Annotated in this window: 15 protein-coding genes; 6 read left to right on the top strand and 9 right to left on the bottom strand. The window is 63.8% G+C overall.

Annotation, left to right across the window (positions count from 1 at the left end):
- Window positions 1–135 precede the first annotated feature (135 nt).
- On the top strand, window positions 136–438 hold the full coding sequence (locus R0140_RS20035; RefSeq protein WP_022065145.1) for a type II toxin-antitoxin system RelE family toxin: 303 nt from the start codon (window positions 136–138) through the stop codon (window positions 436–438).
- Complete coding sequence (locus tag R0140_RS20040; protein WP_008805591.1) at window positions 413–817, top strand: helix-turn-helix domain-containing protein; 405 nt, start codon at window positions 413–415, stop codon at window positions 815–817. The genes R0140_RS20035 and R0140_RS20040 overlap by 26 nt, the downstream gene beginning before the upstream one ends.
- Here the strand turns inward: R0140_RS20040 and R0140_RS20045 are convergent.
- The 7 genes from R0140_RS20045 to entC all read right to left on the bottom strand — a co-directional run bounded on the left by R0140_RS20045 (window position 814) and on the right by entC (window position 8880).
- Entirely contained in the window at window positions 814–1011 is a 198-nt protein-coding gene (locus tag R0140_RS20045) for a YbdD/YjiX family protein (protein ID WP_002893903.1), read from the bottom strand. The genes R0140_RS20040 and R0140_RS20045 overlap by 4 nt on opposite strands.
- A gap of 92 nt (window positions 1012–1103) precedes the next feature.
- Complete coding sequence (gene cstA / locus R0140_RS20050; RefSeq protein ID WP_008805590.1) at window positions 1104–3209, bottom strand: pyruvate/proton symporter CstA; 2106 nt, start codon at window positions 3207–3209, stop codon at window positions 1104–1106.
- 844 nt (window positions 3210–4053) lie between these two features.
- Entirely contained in the window at window positions 4054–4467 is a 414-nt protein-coding gene (entH, locus tag R0140_RS20055; RefSeq protein WP_008805589.1) for a proofreading thioesterase EntH, read from the bottom strand.
- The gene (gene entA, locus R0140_RS20060) at window positions 4468–5223 is read right to left on the bottom strand and encodes a 2,3-dihydro-2,3-dihydroxybenzoate dehydrogenase EntA (protein WP_012068428.1); all 756 of its coding nucleotides are present in this window, start codon (window positions 5221–5223) and stop codon (window positions 4468–4470) included.
- The gene (entB, locus tag R0140_RS20065; protein ID WP_012968725.1) at window positions 5223–6074 is read right to left on the bottom strand and encodes an enterobactin biosynthesis bifunctional isochorismatase/aryl carrier protein EntB; all 852 of its coding nucleotides are present in this window, start codon (window positions 6072–6074) and stop codon (window positions 5223–5225) included. Before entB ends, entA begins: the two co-directional genes overlap by 1 nt.
- A 13-nt stretch (window positions 6075–6087) precedes the next feature.
- A complete protein-coding gene (gene entE / locus R0140_RS20070) occupies window positions 6088–7695 on the bottom strand; it encodes a (2,3-dihydroxybenzoyl)adenylate synthase EntE (protein WP_012542486.1) in 1608 nt (535 codons plus the stop codon).
- Between the two features lie 9 nt (window positions 7696–7704).
- On the bottom strand, window positions 7705–8880 hold the full coding sequence (entC, locus tag R0140_RS20075) for an isochorismate synthase EntC (RefSeq protein ID WP_012542487.1): 1176 nt from the start codon (window positions 8878–8880) through the stop codon (window positions 7705–7707).
- 187 nt (window positions 8881–9067) lie between these two features.
- On the opposite strand from entC, the gene fepB reads away from it, so the two are divergent.
- A complete protein-coding gene (gene fepB, locus R0140_RS20080) occupies window positions 9068–10027 on the top strand; it encodes a Fe2+-enterobactin ABC transporter substrate-binding protein (protein ID WP_317703882.1) in 960 nt (319 codons plus the stop codon).
- Window positions 10028–10384: 357 nt separating this feature from the next.
- On the opposite strand, the gene entS is transcribed toward fepB, so the two are convergent.
- Window positions 10385–11626: an enterobactin transporter EntS gene (entS, locus tag R0140_RS20085; protein WP_008805583.1), complete on the bottom strand. Its 1242-nt coding sequence runs from the start codon at window positions 11624–11626 to the stop codon at window positions 10385–10387.
- Window positions 11627–11738: 112 nt separating this feature from the next.
- Between entS and fepD the strand changes: the two genes are divergently transcribed.
- The 3 genes from fepD to fepC are packed head-to-tail and all read left to right on the top strand — an operon-like array spanning window position 11739 to window position 14526.
- Window positions 11739–12746: a Fe(3+)-siderophore ABC transporter permease gene (gene fepD, locus R0140_RS20090; RefSeq protein WP_023297205.1), complete on the top strand. Its 1008-nt coding sequence runs from the start codon at window positions 11739–11741 to the stop codon at window positions 12744–12746.
- A complete protein-coding gene (gene fepG, locus R0140_RS20095) occupies window positions 12743–13735 on the top strand; it encodes an iron-enterobactin ABC transporter permease (RefSeq protein WP_012968727.1) in 993 nt (330 codons plus the stop codon). The genes fepD and fepG overlap by 4 nt, the downstream gene beginning before the upstream one ends.
- On the top strand, window positions 13732–14526 hold the full coding sequence (gene fepC, locus R0140_RS20100) for an iron-enterobactin ABC transporter ATP-binding protein (protein WP_012542491.1): 795 nt from the start codon (window positions 13732–13734) through the stop codon (window positions 14524–14526). Before fepG ends, fepC begins: the two co-directional genes overlap by 4 nt.
- Window positions 14527–14590: 64 nt before the next feature.
- Here fepC and entF read toward each other — a convergent pair whose 3' ends face one another.
- The gene (gene entF / locus R0140_RS20105; RefSeq protein ID WP_049153667.1) at window positions 14591–18472 is read right to left on the bottom strand and encodes an enterobactin non-ribosomal peptide synthetase EntF; all 3882 of its coding nucleotides are present in this window, start codon (window positions 18470–18472) and stop codon (window positions 14591–14593) included.
- Window positions 18473–18476: the final 4 nt, after the last annotated feature.

Raw genomic sequence — 18476 nt, forward strand, 5'->3', positions numbered from 1 at the left:
CCGCCTCGACGGGTTGCGTTTTGCCTCTTACCTGCGTTTTTTCTCCGCTCTACAGTACCCCATAAGAAATTCGGAATTTATCTAATAGTCTTATTATTTCCTTATATTTTGTGTGGGCGTACAGTGGAGGTACGGATGAAGATTGTCTGGTCAAAAACGGCAGATAAGCCATTTTCTAAAATCGATAATCGGTATAAGAGCCGCATTAAATCCAGGCTGGAGAAGATGGATGATAAAGCTTCACCTATCTCGGATATCAAAAAATTGTCCTCTCCCGAAAACCACTACCGGCTGCGATTAGGTGATTACAGAGTCATCTACACCTTTGGGGATCCGCCGGGCGATACCTGCTACGTCGTGGCGGTTAAACGCCGAACCACCACCACCTACCTTCATGAGGAAGATACCGAATATGACTATTCAGTACATCAAGGATGAAGAAGGAAAAGACCAGTATGTCGTCATTCCTTACAGCGATTACTTTCGTATGCGCCTGGCTCTGCTGGAGTACGACGACGAGGATGAAAGCGACTGGGAAGATATTCCTTATGAATCAGACATCTATGATAATGTCATGCTACCAGGCGAAGTATGCGACGTGATGCATAAAGAAAACGTCAGTCTGCAGGCCGCGTGGCGCATCCTGCGCGGGCTATCCCAGCAGGAGGTCGCGGCTAAACTCGGCATCAGCCAGTCCGCCGTATCACAGCTGGAAGCGCTGGACTCCCGTCCGCAGAAGCGCACCCGCGAGAAGCTGGCGGCGATTTACGGCTGTACCCAGGAGCAGATCAGCCTCTATCTGCCGAAAGAGGGTTAACAGCACTTCGCCCCGCCCTTGCCGCCGTAGCGCGCGTCCTGGCGCTCGCGAAAGAATTCTTCATAGGTCATCGGCGTCTGATCCGGGTGGGTTATTCGCATGTGCTCGACGTAGTTATCGTAATCCGGCACGCCGATCATCATCTTCGCCGCCTGGCCTAAATATTTTCCCGCTTTGGAGAGGGTGTCGAACATAAGTCATTTCTCTTTTGTTTCCCTCTCCCAAAGGGAGAAGGAGGATCAGAAATGTAGGCCGGGTAAGGCGAAGCCGCCACCCGGCACACCGGTTAATGCGCGCGCTTCGCCTGCGCGGTTATAGTTTGCGCATCGGCGGGCATCGCCTGGTACGGCGTCTCTTTCGCCGTCGGTTTATCCTCTTTCAGCGCCGCCAGCGCGGTTTTAATCGAGAACAGCGCCAGCACCACCACCACAATCATAAAGAAGATGGTCAGCCCGGCATCGAGACGGTTGTTAAACACCAGCTGCGCCAGCTGTGATTCGGTATATTGCGGCGGAATGTTGCCGCTGTCGATCATCGCCTGGAATTTATTAGCGATGGCCAGGAAACCCACTTTGGTGTCCGGGCTGAACGACTTCTGCCAGCCGGCGGTCAGGGTACAGATCAGCAGCCAGCTTGTCGGCAGCAGCGCCACCCACGCGTAGCGCTGGCGTTTCATCTTGAACAGGACCACCGCGCAGAGCATCAGCGCCATCCCCGCCAGCATCTGGTTGGCGATACCGAACAGCGGCCACAGGGTGTTAATCCCGCCCAGCGGATCCACTACCCCCTGATGCAGGAAGTAGCCCCACGCCAGGACGCACAGCGCGGTCGCCAGCAGGTTGGCCGGCAGCGAACTGGTTTTTTTCAGCCCCGGGCTAATCACGCCCAGCAGATCCTGCAGCATAAAGCGCGCCGCACGGGTGCCGGCATCAACCGCCGTCAGGATAAACAGCGCCTCAAACAGAATGGCGAAGTGGTACCAGAACGAGACATCCATCAGCCCGCCCAGCGAGCCGTGCAGGATGTAGGCCATCCCCACCGCCAGGGTTGGCGCGCCGCCGGCGCGGGAGATAATCGACTGTTCGCCGACCTCGCTGGCGATTTGATGCAGCGTATCAGGCGTAATGCTAAAGCCCCAGCCGCTGACCACCTGCGCCGCCGAGGCGACCACATCGGTGGTTCCCGCCGGCGCCAGCACCGCCATCGGGCTGTTCATCGCGAAGTAGACGCCCGGATCGATAATACAGGCCGCCACCAGCGCCATAATGGCGACGAAGGATTCCATCAACATGCCGCCGTAGCCGATAAAGCAGGCCTGGCCTTCGTTGGCCAACATTTTCGGCGTGGTGCCGGAGGAGATCAGCGCGTGGAAGCCGGAGACCGCGCCGCAGGCGATGGTGATAAACAGGAACGGGAACAGGTTGCCGCTCCACACCGGGCCGGTACCGTCGACGAACTTGGTCAGCGCCGGCATGGTCAGGGTCGGGCGCATAATCAGAATGCCAATCGCCAGCCCCACGATGGTGCCGATTTTCAGGAAGGTGGAGAGGTAGTCGCGCGGGGCCAGCAGCAGCCAGACCGGCAGTACCGCGGCGACAAAGCCGTAGCCCACCAGGATCCAGGTCAGCTGTACGCCGGTGTAATCAAACCACGGCGCCCAGGTCGGGCTTTCCGCCACCCAACCGCCGGAGATGATGGCGAACACCAGCATCACCAGGCCGATCACCGACACCTCGCCGATGCGCCCCGGGCGCAGGTAGCGAATATAGATACCCATAAAGATCGCCAGCGGGATGGTAAAGGCGACGGTGTATGTCCCCCACGGACTGTGGGTCAACGCTTTCACCACGATCATCGCCAGGACCGCGAGGATGATGACCATGATCATAAAGCAGGCCACCAGCGCCAGGACGCCAGCGGTTGGCCCCATCTCCTCTTTAACCAGTTCGCCAAGCGAGCGGCCATCGCGACGGGTCGAAACAAACAGCACCATAAAGTCCTGTACCGCCCCCGCCAGCACCACGCCGGCGAGGATCCAGATCATCCCCGGCAGGTAGCCCATCTGCGCGGCAAGCACCGGGCCCACCAGCGGCCCCGCGCCGGCAATGGCGGCAAAATGGTGACCGAACAGCACTTTTTTGTCGGTCGGAACATAATCGAGGCCGTCATTATGTCGTACCGCCGGCGTCATCCGCGTCGGGTCAACGCCGAGAACGGTTTTGGCGATATACAGACCGTAGAAACGATATGCGATCAGATAAACGCAGACCGCCGCGACGACAATCCACAGCGCATTTATCTGCTCACCCCGGTTTAAGGCGATATAGCCGAGGGCAAAGGCTCCGATCACGGAGAGCAGTGTCCAGATAAGGTATTTCCCTGAATTATTCATTGTTGTGGTCCACCGGTAGGGTAATCAGGATGTTACATTTTGTTTCTAGATCACAACGCAGAATTTAACAACATCGAAACAGCGCAGATGCCGTACACCCACAGAGATTTGTCTCACATTGCTAGCGAGATCACTTAAGGCAGGAAAATGAATGAAAGGATTACCGTGAACGGTGCCGTTTGTTTGTCGGGTGGCGGCTAACGCCTTACCCGACCTACAGATCCGTAGCCCGGCTAAGCGTAGCGCAAGCCGGGGAAACAGCGGCTTCCTGGTCCAGAAACCGTAGCCCTGCTAAGTACAGCGCGAGCAGGGAAATTCCCGGATGGCGGCGCGCTGCGCCTTATCCGGGCTACCCATTGCGCCGATACGTAGCCCGGCTAAGCGTCGCGCAAGCCGGGGAAACAGCGGCTTCCTGGTCCAGAAACCGTAGCCCTGCTAAGCGCAGCGCGAGCAGGGAAATTCCCGGATGGCGGCGCGCTGCGCCTTATCCGGGCTACCCATTGCGCCGATACGTAGCCCGGCTAAGCGTAGCGCAAGCCGGGGAAACAGCGGCTTCCTGGTCCAGAAACCGTAGCCCTGCTAAGCGCAGCGCGAGCAGGGAAATTCCCGGATGGCGGCGCGCTGCGCCTTATCCCGGCTACCCATTGCGCCGATACGTAGCCCGGCTAAGCGTAGCGCAAGCCGGGGAAATAGCAGCTTCCTGGTCCATAAACCGTAGCCCTGCTAAGCGCAGCGCGAGCAGGGAAATTCCCGGATGGCGGCGCGCTGCGCCTTATCCGGGCTACTCATTGCGCCGATACGTAGCCCGGCTAAGCGTAGCGCAAGCCGGGGAAATAGCGGCTTCTTAGCCCAGCACCGCGGTGCCCAGACGACAGGTGCAGCAGCGCCGCCCCTTCTCGTCATACACCACTATCTCCCAGCTCTGGCTCTGGCGGCCAAGATGCAGCGGTCGGCATTCGCCGCGCACTTTCCCGCTGGAGACCGGACGATGGTGGGTAGCGTTAAGCTCGGTGCCCACCACGCACTGCCCTTCTTCGGTCATCAGCCAACCGGCCATCGAGCCCAGCGTCTCCGCCAGCGCCGCGGAGGCGCCGCCGTGCAGCAGACCAAACGGCTGATGGGTGCGCGCATCCACCGGCATCTCCGCCTCCAGCAGCCCCGCTTCCAGTCGGGTGTAGATGATGCCAAGATGCGCCACCATGGTGTTTTCGCTGCTGGCGTTCAGCGCCGCCAGCGTGAGCTCTCGCTTCCAGGCCATTTACGCCCCCAGCGTCGAGCCGCCATCGACCACAATATCCTGCAGCGTAATATGGCTGGCGTGAGAAGAGGCGAGGAACAGAATGGTATTGGCGATCTCCTGCGGGCGGGCGATTTTGCCCAGCGGGATGCCGAGCTTAAACTGCTCGCCGAAGCCGCGGATCCGCTGCTGCTCGGCATCGTCGCTGACCCACAGGGTGCGCTGCATATCGGTGTCGGTGGAGCCCGGCGACACGAGGTTGCAGCGCACGCCGCTGCCTGCCAGCTCAAGGCCAACGGTTAACGCCAGGCTTTTCAGCGCCGCTTTCGAGGCGCCATAGGCGCTCATGCCGATACGCGGCGTATGCGCGGCATCGGAGGCGACGGTGACGATCGCCCCGCCCCGCTGACGGCGGAACTGGGCCATCGTCTGCTGAAACAGATTAAACGCGCCGCCAACGTTGACCGCGAAGGTTTGCTGCCAGTCTTCCGCGCTCAGCTGGTCGGTGGCGCCCATGCGCAGGATCCCGGCGGCGTTCACCAGCACGTCCAGTCGTTCGATGTTGTTGAGCAGCCGCGCGCACACGTCGCGTACCTGACCGGCATCGGCGACGTCGAGCGTTTCGGTGGCAAACGGATAACCTTCGCCGTCAAAGGCAAGGTCGAAACCGGTGACGTTAGCCCCGGCCTCGACGAAAGCCAGCGCGGTGGCATAGCCAATCCCTTTACCTGCGCCGGTCACCCACACGGTCTGGCCGTGGAAATCCAGCGCCGCCATTATTTCACCTCACGGGAGAGCAGCGCCCACCAGGCGTCGATGGTCGGGTTCTTCGCCAGCATCACGAAGTCGATATCGCCGTGCACTTTGCGCCAGCGGGCGGCCAGGGCCATCATCCGCACCGAATCCAGACCGTAGTCGATCAGATTTTCATCATCCAGCGGTTCGTCGGATTCGTCGAGCAGCGGCAGGATCAGCGCGCGCAGCGCCGCTTTGGAGGCCGGCAGCGGCAGCAGCTCTTCGGTCATCACCACGCGGCCGGAGCGGCCGGCGACGTATTTCAGCGCCATCAGGTGCTCTTCACGGCTGAAGTCCGCCAGGGCGTCGGCGACAAAGAACGGTTTGATATCGCGCATGAAAGCATCGGTGGCGGTGGTCATGCAGCCGATATGAGCATAAACGCCGGTGATGATCAGCTGGTCGCGGCCGGCCTCTTTCAACATCTCCTCCAGCGGCGAGCGATGAAATGCGCTGTAACGCCATTTCACCAGCACGGTATCGTCTTCATCCGGCGCCAGCGCGGCAATCACCTGCTGCTGCTCCGGCGAGCGGGTCAGGCCCGGCCCCCACATATCATTCAGCAACGCCCGATCTTCATCACTCTGCTCTTTCGGCTGGGCGGTGTAGTACACCGGAATGCCGTTCTGTTTGCAGAAGTCGCGCAGGGCGGCGATATTGGCCACCACTTTCTCCATCATCGCGCTGTTTTCGCCCCAGAAGTTGAGGAAATACTCCTGCATATCGTGGATCAGCAGCGCGGCGCGCGACGGCTCAAAGGCCCAGTTGACTTTGTTCGCCGGGATATCGCTGGCTTCCGGCAGCGCATATGCCTGTAATTTAGGGATTGCCATTCTCTGTTCTCCTTCAGCCCAGCTTGCCTTCGGCCAGCCACTGACGTAATTGTTTTTTATCGACTTTGCCCACCGGCGTCAGCGGCAGCGCGGCAACGCACTCCACGCGATCCGGCAGTTTAAATTCAGCCACCCCCTGCTCGCGCAGGAAGCGGCGCACCGCGACGGCGCGCAGCGGCGAGGTCACCACCAGATAAGCGCAGCTTTTCTCGCCCAGCAGGTTGTCTTCGATGCTGACCAGCGCGGCGTGGATCACCGCCTCATGGCGCAGCAGCAGGTTTTCGATCTCTTCAGCGGCGATCTTCTCGCCGCCGCGGTTGATCTGATCTTTTTCCCGGCCCTGGACGGTGATATACCCGTCTTCATCGATCGAAATCAGATCGCCGGAGCAGTAAAACCCCTCGGCGTCAAAGGCTTCCGCGTTATGCTGCGGGCTGTTGTAGTAGCCGCGGAAGGTATACGGCCCGCGGGTCATCAGGCGGCCCACTTCGCCGCGCGGCAGCGGGTTGCCATCGGCATCCGCTACCCACACTTCATCGTCCGGGCACATCGGGCAGCCCTGGGTATGGATGATCCGCTCCGGGCTGTCGTTAAGGCGGGTGTAATTCACCAGCCCCTCCGCCATGCCGAACACCTGCTGCAGCTGGCAGCCGATTTCCGCCGGAATGCGCGCGGCGAGGGTCGCCGACAGGCGCGCGCCGCCGACCTGCAGCAGCTCCAGCGATTGCAGTTGCGCATTGCTGCCCCATTCATGGATCGCCTGCAGCCACAGGCTGACCGCCGGCGGCACCAGCGAGGCAACGTTGATCTGATGTTGTTCAATCAGCGGGAAACAGAGGGTGGCGCTCGGGTCGGCGGCGAGGATCACCCGCCCACCGGCGAGGAAGACGCCGAGCGAACCCGGGGAACTCATCGCATAGTTATGCGCCGCCGGCAGCGCGTTGAGGTAGCGCGTCTCAGCGTTGATCCCGCAGATCTCGTTGCTGCGGCGGATGCTGTAGTCGTAATCGTTATGGGTGCGCGGGATCAGCTTCGGCGTCCCGGTGCTGCCGCCGGAGAGCTGGAAAAAGGCCACTTCGTCGGCAGGGGTTGGATTGGCGACAAAGTTATCCGCCGGGCGGTTAATCTCCGTCGCCAGATCGCGCTCGCCGCCGTCGTTACGCAACAGTGCGACGCGCAGGGAAGGATGCTCAGCGATAAACGCATGGAGGAAGCTATCGTCAGCAAACAGCGCGTGCTCGCGATCGGCAATCAGCAGCGCCGGTTTAATCTGCGCGGCGTAGGCGTTAAGCTCGCTGCGCTGATGGCTGAACAGCGCGTTCACTGGCGCGACGCCGATGCGCAGCAGCGCAAAGAAGGTGATGTAAAACTCGGCGACGTTGCCCAACTGCACCAGCGCGGTTTCCCCGCGCTTCAGTCCCTGGCGCTGCAGCGAGCAGGCAAGGTTGTCCACCAGCTGATTAAACTGGCGGTAGCTAATCTGCCGTTCGCCATCGATAATCGCCACGGCGTCGTTTTCCGCGTGACGGGTGATCAGATTGGTTAACGGCAGATCCTGCCAGTAGCCTTTTTGACGATAGCGGGCCGCGAACGCATCCGGCCAACGGGTAAATGCAATCATCCTTGCCTCTTAATTCAAGCCAAATACGTTAAGCATGGTGGTCAGTTTGACGCCGGTTTCGCGCCATTCGCCCAGCGGCGAGGAGGCCGGAACGATTCCCGCGCCGGCAAACAGGCGCAGCGTACGCTGCTGCAGACGCGCGCAGCGGATGGTCACCACCCATTCGCCGTTGCCTTCATCGTCACACCAGCCGACGATGCCGCCGAACAGCTGACGGTCGAAGGGTTCCAGTTCGGCAATCAGGCGCTTCGCCACCTGGTGTGGGAAGCCGCTCAGCGCCGGGGTCGGGTGCAGCAGACAGGCCAGCGACATGGCGTTTTCTTGCGCCAGCGCGGTGCCTTCGATTGGTGTTGCCAGGTGCCAGAGCGTTGGGGTGGTAATCAACTGCGGCGATGCCGGCAGCGACAGCTGGCTGCTGCGCGGGCCCAGCACGCTCTTCATCGCCTGGGTCACCAGCTCGTGCTCGTGGCGATCTTTGCCGGATGCCAGCAGCCTGTTGCCCGCTTCCCGGTCCAGCACATCGTCCGGTTGACGACGGGCGGAGCCAGCCAGCGGCAATGAGCTGAAGCGCGGCCCGTCTTTACGCAGCAGCAGCTCCGGGCTGGCGCCCAGCAGCACGCCGCCGTCGGAGAGCGGCACGTGGAAGTTAAAGCTCGCCGGGTTCTGGGCGATCAGTCGCTCCATCAGCGCGCCGCTATCGACGCGGTCGCGGGTGGTAATATCGATAAGCCTTGAGAGCACCACCTTGTCCACTTCCGGGGTGGCGGTCAGCGCGGCAGCGCGTTCCACCATGGCTAAAAACGCGTCCTGCTCCGGGATCTCCCGGCGCTCCACCACTTCCATTGTCTCCAGCGGCGCGGCGTAGCGGGCGGAACGCTGTTTTTCCGGGCGAGAGAACGCTTCCCAGCGCTCGGGGATATAGAGCTCGGAAGGCTGACAGGTGTCGAACGGGATAGCCCCCACCATCACCGGCTTGCGGATCCCCGCCGCGCGGGCCTCGGCAAAAGCGGCGGCCATCTGCTGCTGGAACTCGCCGTTCAGCGCATCGCCGCCGACAGCGGGCTGTGAGAAGCGGCGGAAGCAGCCGGAGGTGCTAAAACTGCGGTACGGCGACATAAAGAAGAAGCTGTCCGGAGACAGGGTCTGGGTGTGTTTCTGTACATCCTCAGCCAGTGACGTTTCCATATCATCCTCCAAAAACGATAAATATATTACGAATAATTATCATTTGTATTTTGGTTGGCTAACCTAAAAGGTATTGCCCGCCATGTCAACCGCGTTACGTCATTGCGCGCCACTTTGGCTTGCATCCTGCTGACGCAAAGTTGAAAATGAGACGCATTTATTACCTTTCGAATCAGGATGCGATGACGTGAACTTCTTTTCTTTCTGCCGCCGCGGTGCGCTGACCGGCATGCTGTTGCTTTTAGGAATTACCTCAGCCCAGGCGGCGGACTGGCCGCGCCAGGTCACCGACAGCTACGGGACACACACCCTGCCAAGCCAGCCGCTGCGCATTGTCTCCACCAGCGTGACCCTCACCGGCTCGCTGTTGGCGATTGACGCTCCGGTGGTCGCCAGCGGCGCCACCACGCCGAACAACCGCGTCGCCGATAGTCAGGGCTTTCTGCGCCAGTGGAGCGAGGTCGCCAAAGCCCGCAAGCTGGCGCGGCTGTACATCGGCGAACCAAGCGCGGAAGCGGTGGCCGCCCAGATGCCGGATCTGATCCTGGTGAGCGCCACCGGCGGCGACTCTGCCCTGCCGCTGTACGATCAGCTCAAAACGATCGCTCCGACGCTGGTCATCAACTATGACGATAAAAGCTGGCAAATCTTGCTCACCCAACTGGGGCAGATCACCGGCCATGAGCAGCAGGCCAGCGCGCGCATAGCCGACTTCAATAAACAGCTCGTTTCGTTAAAAGAAAAAATGAAACTGCCGCCGCAGCCGGTGACCGCCCTGGTCTATACCGCCGCCGCGCACAGCGCCAATATCTGGACGCCGGCATCGGCCCAGGGGCAGATGCTCGAACAGCTGGGCTTTAGCCTGGCGACTCTGCCGGGCGGCCTGCCCGCCAGCCATAGCCAGGGTAAACGCCACGATATCGTGCAGCTGGGCGGGGAGAACCTCGCGGCCGGTCTGAACGGCCAGAGCCTGTTCCTGTTCGCCGGCGACCAGAAAGATGCGGATGCCATCTACGCCAACCCGCTGCTGGCGCATCTCCCGGCGGTCGCAGGCAAACGCGTCTACCCGCTGGGCACCGAGACCTTCCGTCTTGACTACTACAGCGCCCTGCTGGTGCTCCAGCGTCTCTCCAGCCTGTTCGGCTAAGGCGGGCCGTGCCATCAGGACGAGTACGCGGCCTGAACTCTTTTGCCGGGCGGCGCTGCGCTTGCCCGGCCTACAATGCCCGAGACCGTAGGCCCGGTAAGGCGTAGCCGCCACCGGGCATCAGGACGGGAACGTAACCTGAACTCTTTTGCCGGGCGGCGCTGCGCTTGCCCGGCCTACAATGCCAGAGTCCCCCAGGCCAGACCGTAGGCCCGGTAAGGCGCAGCCGCCACCGGGCATCAGGACGGGTACGCAACCTGAACTCTTTGCCGGGCGGCGCGGCGCTTGCACCGGCCTACAATGCCCGAGACTGTAGGCCCGGTAAGGCGTAGCCGCCACCGGGCAATCACACCCTACTTAACTTTCGTTGACGATTTCCGGGCGCTGGAAACGGCGCAGCTCGCGTAGCAGCCCCACCAACAGCACGCCGACGAGCGCCAGCGCCCAGCCGCTGGCGCTGGCGGATGCCGCCGGGGTCATCACCGCCCCTAATCCGCCGAGCAGCGCCGCGCCGATGGCGTCGCCGGTGACGTTTTGCGCGGTCCACAGACCATTAATCCGCCCAAGCATATTTTCCGGCGTCTGGGTCTGGATCAGGGTGTACTGCAGCAGCGAGCTAATAGCGCTCAGCCAGCCAAACAGCGCCAGGCACAGCGCGCCCAACGCCCAGTGCGGCATCAGGCTGAACAGCGCAATGGCGACAAACGATCCCACCGTGGTCGCCAGCATCAGCGCACCCGGCCGCACCGTCTGGGCCAGTTGGCCGCTGGTCAACGCCCCCAGCGCCGCACCGAGCGGAATAGCGGCATACAGCAGGCCAATCTGTCCGGCCGACATCTGCCAGCTCCCGGCCAGCGCCGGATAGAGCACCCGCACCGCGCTGGCCATGGTCAGCAGACCGCCAAGCAGCGCAATCCCGCCGATAAGCGGGCTCTGACAGAGGAAGGTCAGCCCCGCCAGCAGAGATCGCAGCGGATGCTCGCGCGGCTGCGGAGGCGGCGGCAGCTGCGGCAGACGCAGCAGGGTTAAGGTGGTGATAAAGGTCCCCGCCGCCGCCAGGCCGAAGTTCCAGGCCACGCCGCCGGTGGCCAGCAGCAGGCCGCCGATCATCGGCGAAATCACCGAGCCAAGGCGCACCGTCAACATGGTGATGGCCCCGGCCTGCATCAGGTTTTCCCGCCCCACCAGCGCCGGGGTCGCCGCCAGCAGCGCGGTCACCCCCAACGAGGCGAAGAACCCGTCCCAGATCCCCAGCAGGTAGATCGCCGCCAGCGACGGCTCCGGCAGCAGGGCGTTCAGACACAGACCGACAAAGCCCACGCCGCAGGTGCCGCGCGCCAGCAGGATCAGGCGTTTACGTTCATAGCGGTCAGCCAGCACGCCCCCCACCATCAAGCCAACAAACATCGACGCGCCGGTCAGCGTCACCGACAGCCCGACCTGCCAGGTCGAATGGGTCATCATCTGGATCTGGACCGGAATGGCCACGCCCAGCAGGCCAAGCGACAGAATAGAGATAAAGCGAGCGATAAAAACGGCGCGAAACGCCGGGTGAGTTTTCAGCAGGCTGAGATTGAGCAGCCAGGATTGTCGGTTCATTACAGCGCCTTGTCGTTATTTTTAATACCCTTTTTACTGTGGGTCATGCTACCATAGCTGAATAAAATCGATAACGATAATTACTATCATTATCATATCAGGGATGTCAGTTATGTCGTTTTCTACGACCGCGGTACGCTCTGTCGCCGTGCCCGGATTGTTGCTGTTACTCGCCTTAGCCGCCGCGCTTAGCCTGACCATCGGCGCCAAATCGTTGCCGATCGGCACGGTATTCACCGCCTTCAGCGGAACCTGTCAAAGCGCCGACTGCACCATCGTGCTGGACGCGCGCCTGCCGCGTACCCTGGCCGGTCTGCTGGCCGGCGTCGCCCTCGGTCTCGCCGGCGCGCTGATGCAGACGCTCACCCGCAACCCGCTGGCCGACCCCGGCCTGCTGGGGGTCAACTCCGGCGCCAGCTTCGCCATCGTCCTCGGCGCGGCGCTGTTCGGGATCACCTCCCCGCAGGAGCAACTGCTGCTGGCGTTTTGCGGCGCGCTCTGCGCCTCGCTGCTGGTGGCCTTTACCGGCAGTCAGGGCGGCGGCCAGCTGAGCCCGGTGCGCCTCACCCTCGCCGGGGTCGCCCTTGCGGCGGTGCTGGAGGGGCTGTCCAACGGCATCGCCCTGCTCAACCCGGACGTCTACGATCAGCTGCGCTTCTGGCAGGCCGGTTCGCTGGATATCCGCACCCTGCAGACGCTGAAAATTGTCCTGCTGCCGGTGGTGATAGCGGGGATCGCCGCCCTGCTGCTGAGCCGGGCGCTTAACAGCCTGAGCCTCGGCAACGATACCGCCACCGCCCTCGGCAGCCGCGTCGCCCGCACCCAGCTGATCGGCCTGATCGTCATCACCGTCCTGTGCGGCAGCGCCACCGCCGTCGTCGGCCCCATCGCCTTTATCGGCCTGATGATGCCGCATATGGCGCGCTGGCTGGTGGGGGCCGATCATCGCTGGTCGCTGCCGGTCACCCTGCTCGCCACCCCGGCCCTGCTGCTGTTTGCCGACGTGATTGGCCGCCTGCTGGTGCCCGGCGAACTGCGGGTATCGGTGGTGAGCGCCTTTCTCGGCGCGCCGGTGCTGATCTGGCTGGTGCGCCGCCAGCCGCGGGGAGGTGGCCTGTGATTGCCCCGTCCCGCCGCCTGATAGCCAGTTGCCTGGTGCTGATGGCCGCCAGCCTGCTGATTTCCCTGCTCGGGCTGGCGCAAGGCCCGGTGCCCCTGACGATTGACCAGGTGTTCTCGGCGCTGTTCGGCGATGCGCCGCGCAACGTCGCGATGGTGGTGAACGAATGGCGGCTGCCGCGGGTGTTAATGGCGCTGCTCATCGGCGCCGCGCTCGGCGTCAGCGGCGCCATTTTCCAGTCGCTGACCCGCAACCCGCTCGGCAGCCCGGACGTGATGGGCTTTAACACCGGCGCCTGGAGCGGCGTGCTGGTGGCGATGGTCCTCTTCGGCCAGAACCTGACGGCGATTGCCCTGGCGGCGATGGCCGGCGGGGTGTTGACCTCGCTGGTGGTCTGGCTGCTGGCCTGGCGCAACGGGATCGAGACCTTCCGCCTGATCATTATCGGCATCGGCGTGCGCGCCATGCTGGTGGCATTCAACACCTGGCTGCTGCTGCGCGCCTCGCTGGAGACCGCCCTTTCTGCGGGCCTGTGGAACGCCGGATCGCTTAACGGCCTGACCTGGGGTAAAACCTGGCCGTCGGCGCCGCTGATCCTGTTGATGCTGGTGGGCAGCGCCCTGCTGGTTCGCCGGATGCGACTGCTGGAGATGGGCGACGATACCGCCTGCGCGCTGGGTGTGCAGGTCGAGCGTTCGCGCCTGCTGCTGATGCTGGTGGCGGTGGTGCTCACCGCCGCCTCGACGGCGCTGGCCGGGCCGATCTCATTTATTGCGCTGGTGGCGCCGCATATCGCCCGCCGCCTGAGCGGCACGGCCCGCTGGGGACTGACCCAGTCGGCCCTGTGCGGCGCGCTGCTGCTGGCGCTGGCCGATTACGGCGCCCAGCGGCTGTTTATGCCGTGGCAGCTGCCGGTTGGCGTGTTAACCGTCAGCCTCGGCGGTATTTACCTTATTGCATTGTTGATTCAGGAGTCCCGCAAAAAATGAGTGCTGTCCCCTCCCGTTTGCGCGGCGAGCAGTTAACCCTGGCCTACGGTAACAAGACCATCGCCGAGTCGCTGAACGTGACCATCCCTGACGGCCACTTCACCGCCATTATCGGCCCCAACGGCTGCGGCAAGTCGACGCTGTTGCGCACCCTCAGTCGCCTGATGACGCCGGCCAGCGGCCACGTCTGGCTCGACGGCGCGCAGATCCAGCAGTACGCCAGTAAAGAGGTTGCCCGCCGTATCGGGCTGCTGGCGCAGAATGCCACCACTCCTGGCGATATCACGGTGCAGGAGCTGGTGGCCCGCGGGCGCTATCCGCACCAGCCGCTGTTTACCCGCTGGCGCAAAGAAGATGAAGAAGCGGTGAACAAGGCGATGCGGGCGACCGGGATCAGCGATCTGGCGCTGCAGAGCGTCGACACGCTTTCCGGCGGCCAGCGGCAGCGGGCGTGGATTGCGATGGTGCTGGCCCAGGAAACGGCGATTATGCTGCTGGATGAGCCAACCACCTGGCTGGACATCAGCCATCAGATCGACCTGCTGGAGCTATTGAGTGAGCTGAATCGCGAGAAGGGCTATACCCTGGCGGCGGTGCTGCACGATCTTAACCAGGCCTGCCGCTACGCCACCCACCTGATCGCCCTGCGCGACGGCAAGATCGTCGCCGAGGGGGCGCCGAAGGAGATCGTCACCGCCGATCTGATTGAACGGATTTACGGTCTGCGCTGCACGATCATTGAGGATCCGGTGGCGCATACGCCGCTGGTGGTCCCGCTGGGCCGCCGGTAATCTCCTCTTTCGCCGGCTTGCGCTACGCTGAGCCGGGCTACCTGCTGTAGCCCGAACTCAACCGTTACCCCAGAATCTCCCTGACCACCGGGCCGATGGCTTCAAAGGCCTGCGGGGAGATAATGTCGACGTGGGCGCAGTTCTGGCTGAACACCTCCAGTTCCGCCACCCACGGGCCCCATACGACCTGCGGATCCATCCCCGCCTGCCGCGTCTTCTCCGCCACGAAAAGCGTCGCCTTGCCGTCAAACTTCGCGCTGTGGGCGGTGGTTAACAGCCGCACCGCATCGGCATAGTTACCTTCGATAGCGCTGAACAGCTCGCCGGAGGCTTGCCCTTGCTGGGCGGCGAGGAACGCTTCGCGCTCGCGGTCGATCTCCGCCAGTACCTCGGGATCCAGCCCGTTGGCCTCTTTCTCTGCCCAGTTTTGCGTCTCCGGCGGCCAGGTATCCAGCAGGCCGAGGAAGGCCACCGCTTCGCCGCGCTGGCGCAAGCGGGCGGCAATCCCCTGGGCTAAGGTGCCGCCCAGCGAATACCCAAACAGGTAATAAGGGCCGTGCGGCTGCTGCGCCAGCAGCGTGCGCAGATGGTGCTCGCACACCTCGTCGAGGCTGGCGGCGCTGGCCATCGGCCCCTGCGGGCGCGGCGACTGAATACCGGTTATTGACCAGCGCGGGCTGAGATAGCGCGCCAGCACGCTGAACTGCCAGGCGAAGCCGGAGGCCGGATGGAAGCAGAACAGCGTCGGGCCGTCGCTCTCGCGCAGCGGCAGAAGCGTATCCAGCCCCAGGCGCCGGGCCTGCTCATCGCTGAGATCGGCAGCCAGCAGCGCGCTCAGTTTGCCCACCGTCGAGGCCACCATCACCTGCCCCGGGGTCACCTGCCGCGCCAGCTGGCGGCTGAGCTGTGCCGCCAGACGCATCGCCAGCAGAGAATGACCGCCGAGGGCGAAGAAATCGGCGTCGATATCGTTCACCTCGCAGCCCAGCAGCTGGCTGAAGGCCGTGGCGACAAGGGTTTCCATCCCGGGCTCCGGCGGCCGGCCGCTGCGCTCCCCGCCGAGGGTCGGCAGCGGCAGCGCTTTGCGGTCCAGTTTGCCGTTGGCGCTAAGCGGCAGCTCAGCGAGCTGCATCAGCACCACCGGCACCATATGCGGCGGCAGCTGTTCCGCCAGCCGCGCTTTCAGCGCCGCGGTATCCAGCGGCAGGCCGGAGTCAGAGACCAGATAGCCCACCAGCTGTCGGGCATCGCCGCCGGTCGCCGCCGCCTGGTTGAAGACGCAGGCGTGACTCACCGCCTGCGCCACGTCCGGCAGGCCCGACATCACCCGGTCAATCTCGCCAAGCTCGATGCGCTGCCCGCGGATCTTCAGCTGGTCGTCGCTGCGGCCAAGATACTCCACCGCGCCGTTCGTCAGCCAGCGCGCCACGTCGCCGGTGCGATACATCCGCTCACCGGGGGCAAACGGGTCGGCGATAAAGCGGCTGGCGGTGAGGTCCGGACGTCCCAGATAGCCCTGCGCCAGCTGGATGCCGGTGAGATAAAGATCCCCCGCCACCCCCGGCGGCACCGGGCGCATCGCGGCATCGAGAATGCGCAGCCCGGTGTTCCACACCGGCCAGCCAATCGGCACGCTGCTGCCGGTCACCGCCGCCAGCTCAGGCCCGCAGGCCGGATACCAGCTGACGTCCACCGCCGCCTCCGTCGGGCCGTACAGGTTATGCAGCGGCGCGCCGGTTAAGCGCTCCCACTCGCGGCACAATTCCGTCGGCAGCGCTTCGCCGCTGCAGAATACCCGCCGCAGCGTGCGGCAGGCAGCGACGCTGTCGGCATCCAGCGAGGCGACAAACGCCGCCAGCATCGACGGCACAAAGTGGGTGGTGGTCACGCCGTAGCGGGCGAAGAACTGCTGCATCGCCTGCGGGTCGCGGTGCGCCTCCGGCTCGGCCATCACCAGCTGCGCGCCGGCGATAAACGGCCACCAGAACTCCCACACCGACACGTCGAAACTGCACGGCGTTTTCTGCGCCACCACGTCCTGGGCAGATAACGGATAGCGATCCTGCATCCACAGCAGGCGGTTGACGATGGCGGTCTGGCCGACCATCACCCCTTTAGGCCGCCCGGTGGAGCCAGAGGTAAAGATGATGTAGGCGGTATGGTCCGGTTTTGACAGCGCCAGCGGCGCGTCATCCCCGGCGGCCAGCGGCTGCTGATAGCAGAGGCTTTCCAGCCCCGGAATATCGCTGAAGCGGGCCAGTTGATCCTCCGAGGTGATCAGCAGCGACGGCCGGGCGTCTTCCAGCATCATCCGCAGGCGGTCGTCCGGGTAGCCGGTGTCCAGCGGCAGCCAGGCGGCCCCCGCTTCGACAATGCCATGCAGCGCCAGGGTCAGGAACACCGAGCGCGGCAGGGCCACCGCCACGCTGTCGCCCGGCTTCACGCCGCGCTGACGCAGCAGTTGCGCGAGCGCCACCACCTGCTGACGCATCTCGCGATAGCTGAACTGCCAGCGGGCGTCCGCCAGCGCCGGGGCATCCGGGGTCTTCCGCGCCTGGTCGGCCACCAGCGCGCTGAGGGTGGTGGCAGGCAGCGGCACAACGGTATCGTTGACCGCCGCCAGCCGGGCCAGCTCATCGGCGGAGAGCATCTCTGCTTCGCCGCAGCGCAGCGCCGGATCGGCGGCGAACTGCGCCAGCAGCGCGGTCAGTCTCGCCACATGGCGACGGAGCTCGGCTTCGTCGTACCGGGCCTTGTTGGCGAGGATCTCCAGCGACAGCCCGCCGGTCTCATCCGGGAACAGCGCCAGCTCGAGATCGTTGACCGGGCCGGTGGCGAGGGTGTGGGTCACTGCCTGCACACCATCGATATCCAGCTGGTAATCAAAGACTTTGACGTTCAGCACCGGGCCGAACAGCGGTTCGTCCCCTGCCGCTTTACCGCTGTCGCGAACGATCTGTTCGGCGTCATAGCGCTGATGGCGGCGCATCTTTTTCAACTGAGCGGCGAGGCGCATCGCCAGGTCTGCCAGCGTCTCCTGGGCGTCAATATGCACCGCCAGAGGCAGGACATTGAGCACCGGCCCCGTCGAGGTCAGCGCGGCTGAACCCATCCGGCGCATAAAGATAAAGCCCGCCGCGTAGTCCATCCGGTTGCACAGGCGGCCCAGCCACAGCGTGGTGAGCGCCAGCGCCAGGTCAGCGGGCTGACACTGCGGCGCATGGCCAGCCAGACGGCGGAAGGCGTCGGCGTTCATCTCCAGCTTCATCCGCCAGATATCGCTCCCGGCGGCGCGTCCGCCCAGCGGCGCGGCAGAGAGTGAGGCTGGCGCCGGTAACGCCTGGCGCTGAGCCTGCCAGAAGGCTTTATCCCGCTGCCAGGCCTCGCTGCCGGCGTAGCGCTGGTACTCGTCCACCACCTCGGCGAAGGGGGTGAAAGGCGACTCAGGAGTGGCTTCCCCACGCTGCCAGGCGCGGTAAATGGCGGCGATCTGCCGGGTTATCGCCGGGAAGCTGAAGCCATCCACCAGCAAGTGGTGATATCGCTGATACCAGTACCAGCGGTCGTCGCCGACGCGCAGCAGCTGATGGCACACCAGCGGGTTGCCGCCGTCGACACGCAGATCCTGCGCCAGGTCCGCCTGCATCCGCTCCGTGGCGGCGCGATGCGGATCCGGCGCCGTACGCAGGTCAATGATCGACGGTTCGCCAAAGGTGCGGTCGGCCGCCACCCACTGCCAGACTTCCCCCTCCTCTTCCTCAAAGCGCAGGCTGAGGGTGTCCGCCTGCTGCAGACCGGCGACAATCGCCTTACCCAGCAGCGCCGGGTCGAGCGCGCCCCGCAGTTCAACATAGTGGGCCACGCTCCAGGCGCCTGGCAGAGTGGAGAGGCGCTCGGCCATCCAGATCCCCGGCTGCGCGGCAACCAGCGGTAAACGAGTGGTCATTGTC

Source organism: Klebsiella sp. w6 (assembly GCF_033100215.1).
GTDB classification, from domain to species: domain Bacteria; phylum Pseudomonadota; class Gammaproteobacteria; order Enterobacterales; family Enterobacteriaceae; genus Klebsiella; species Klebsiella variicola.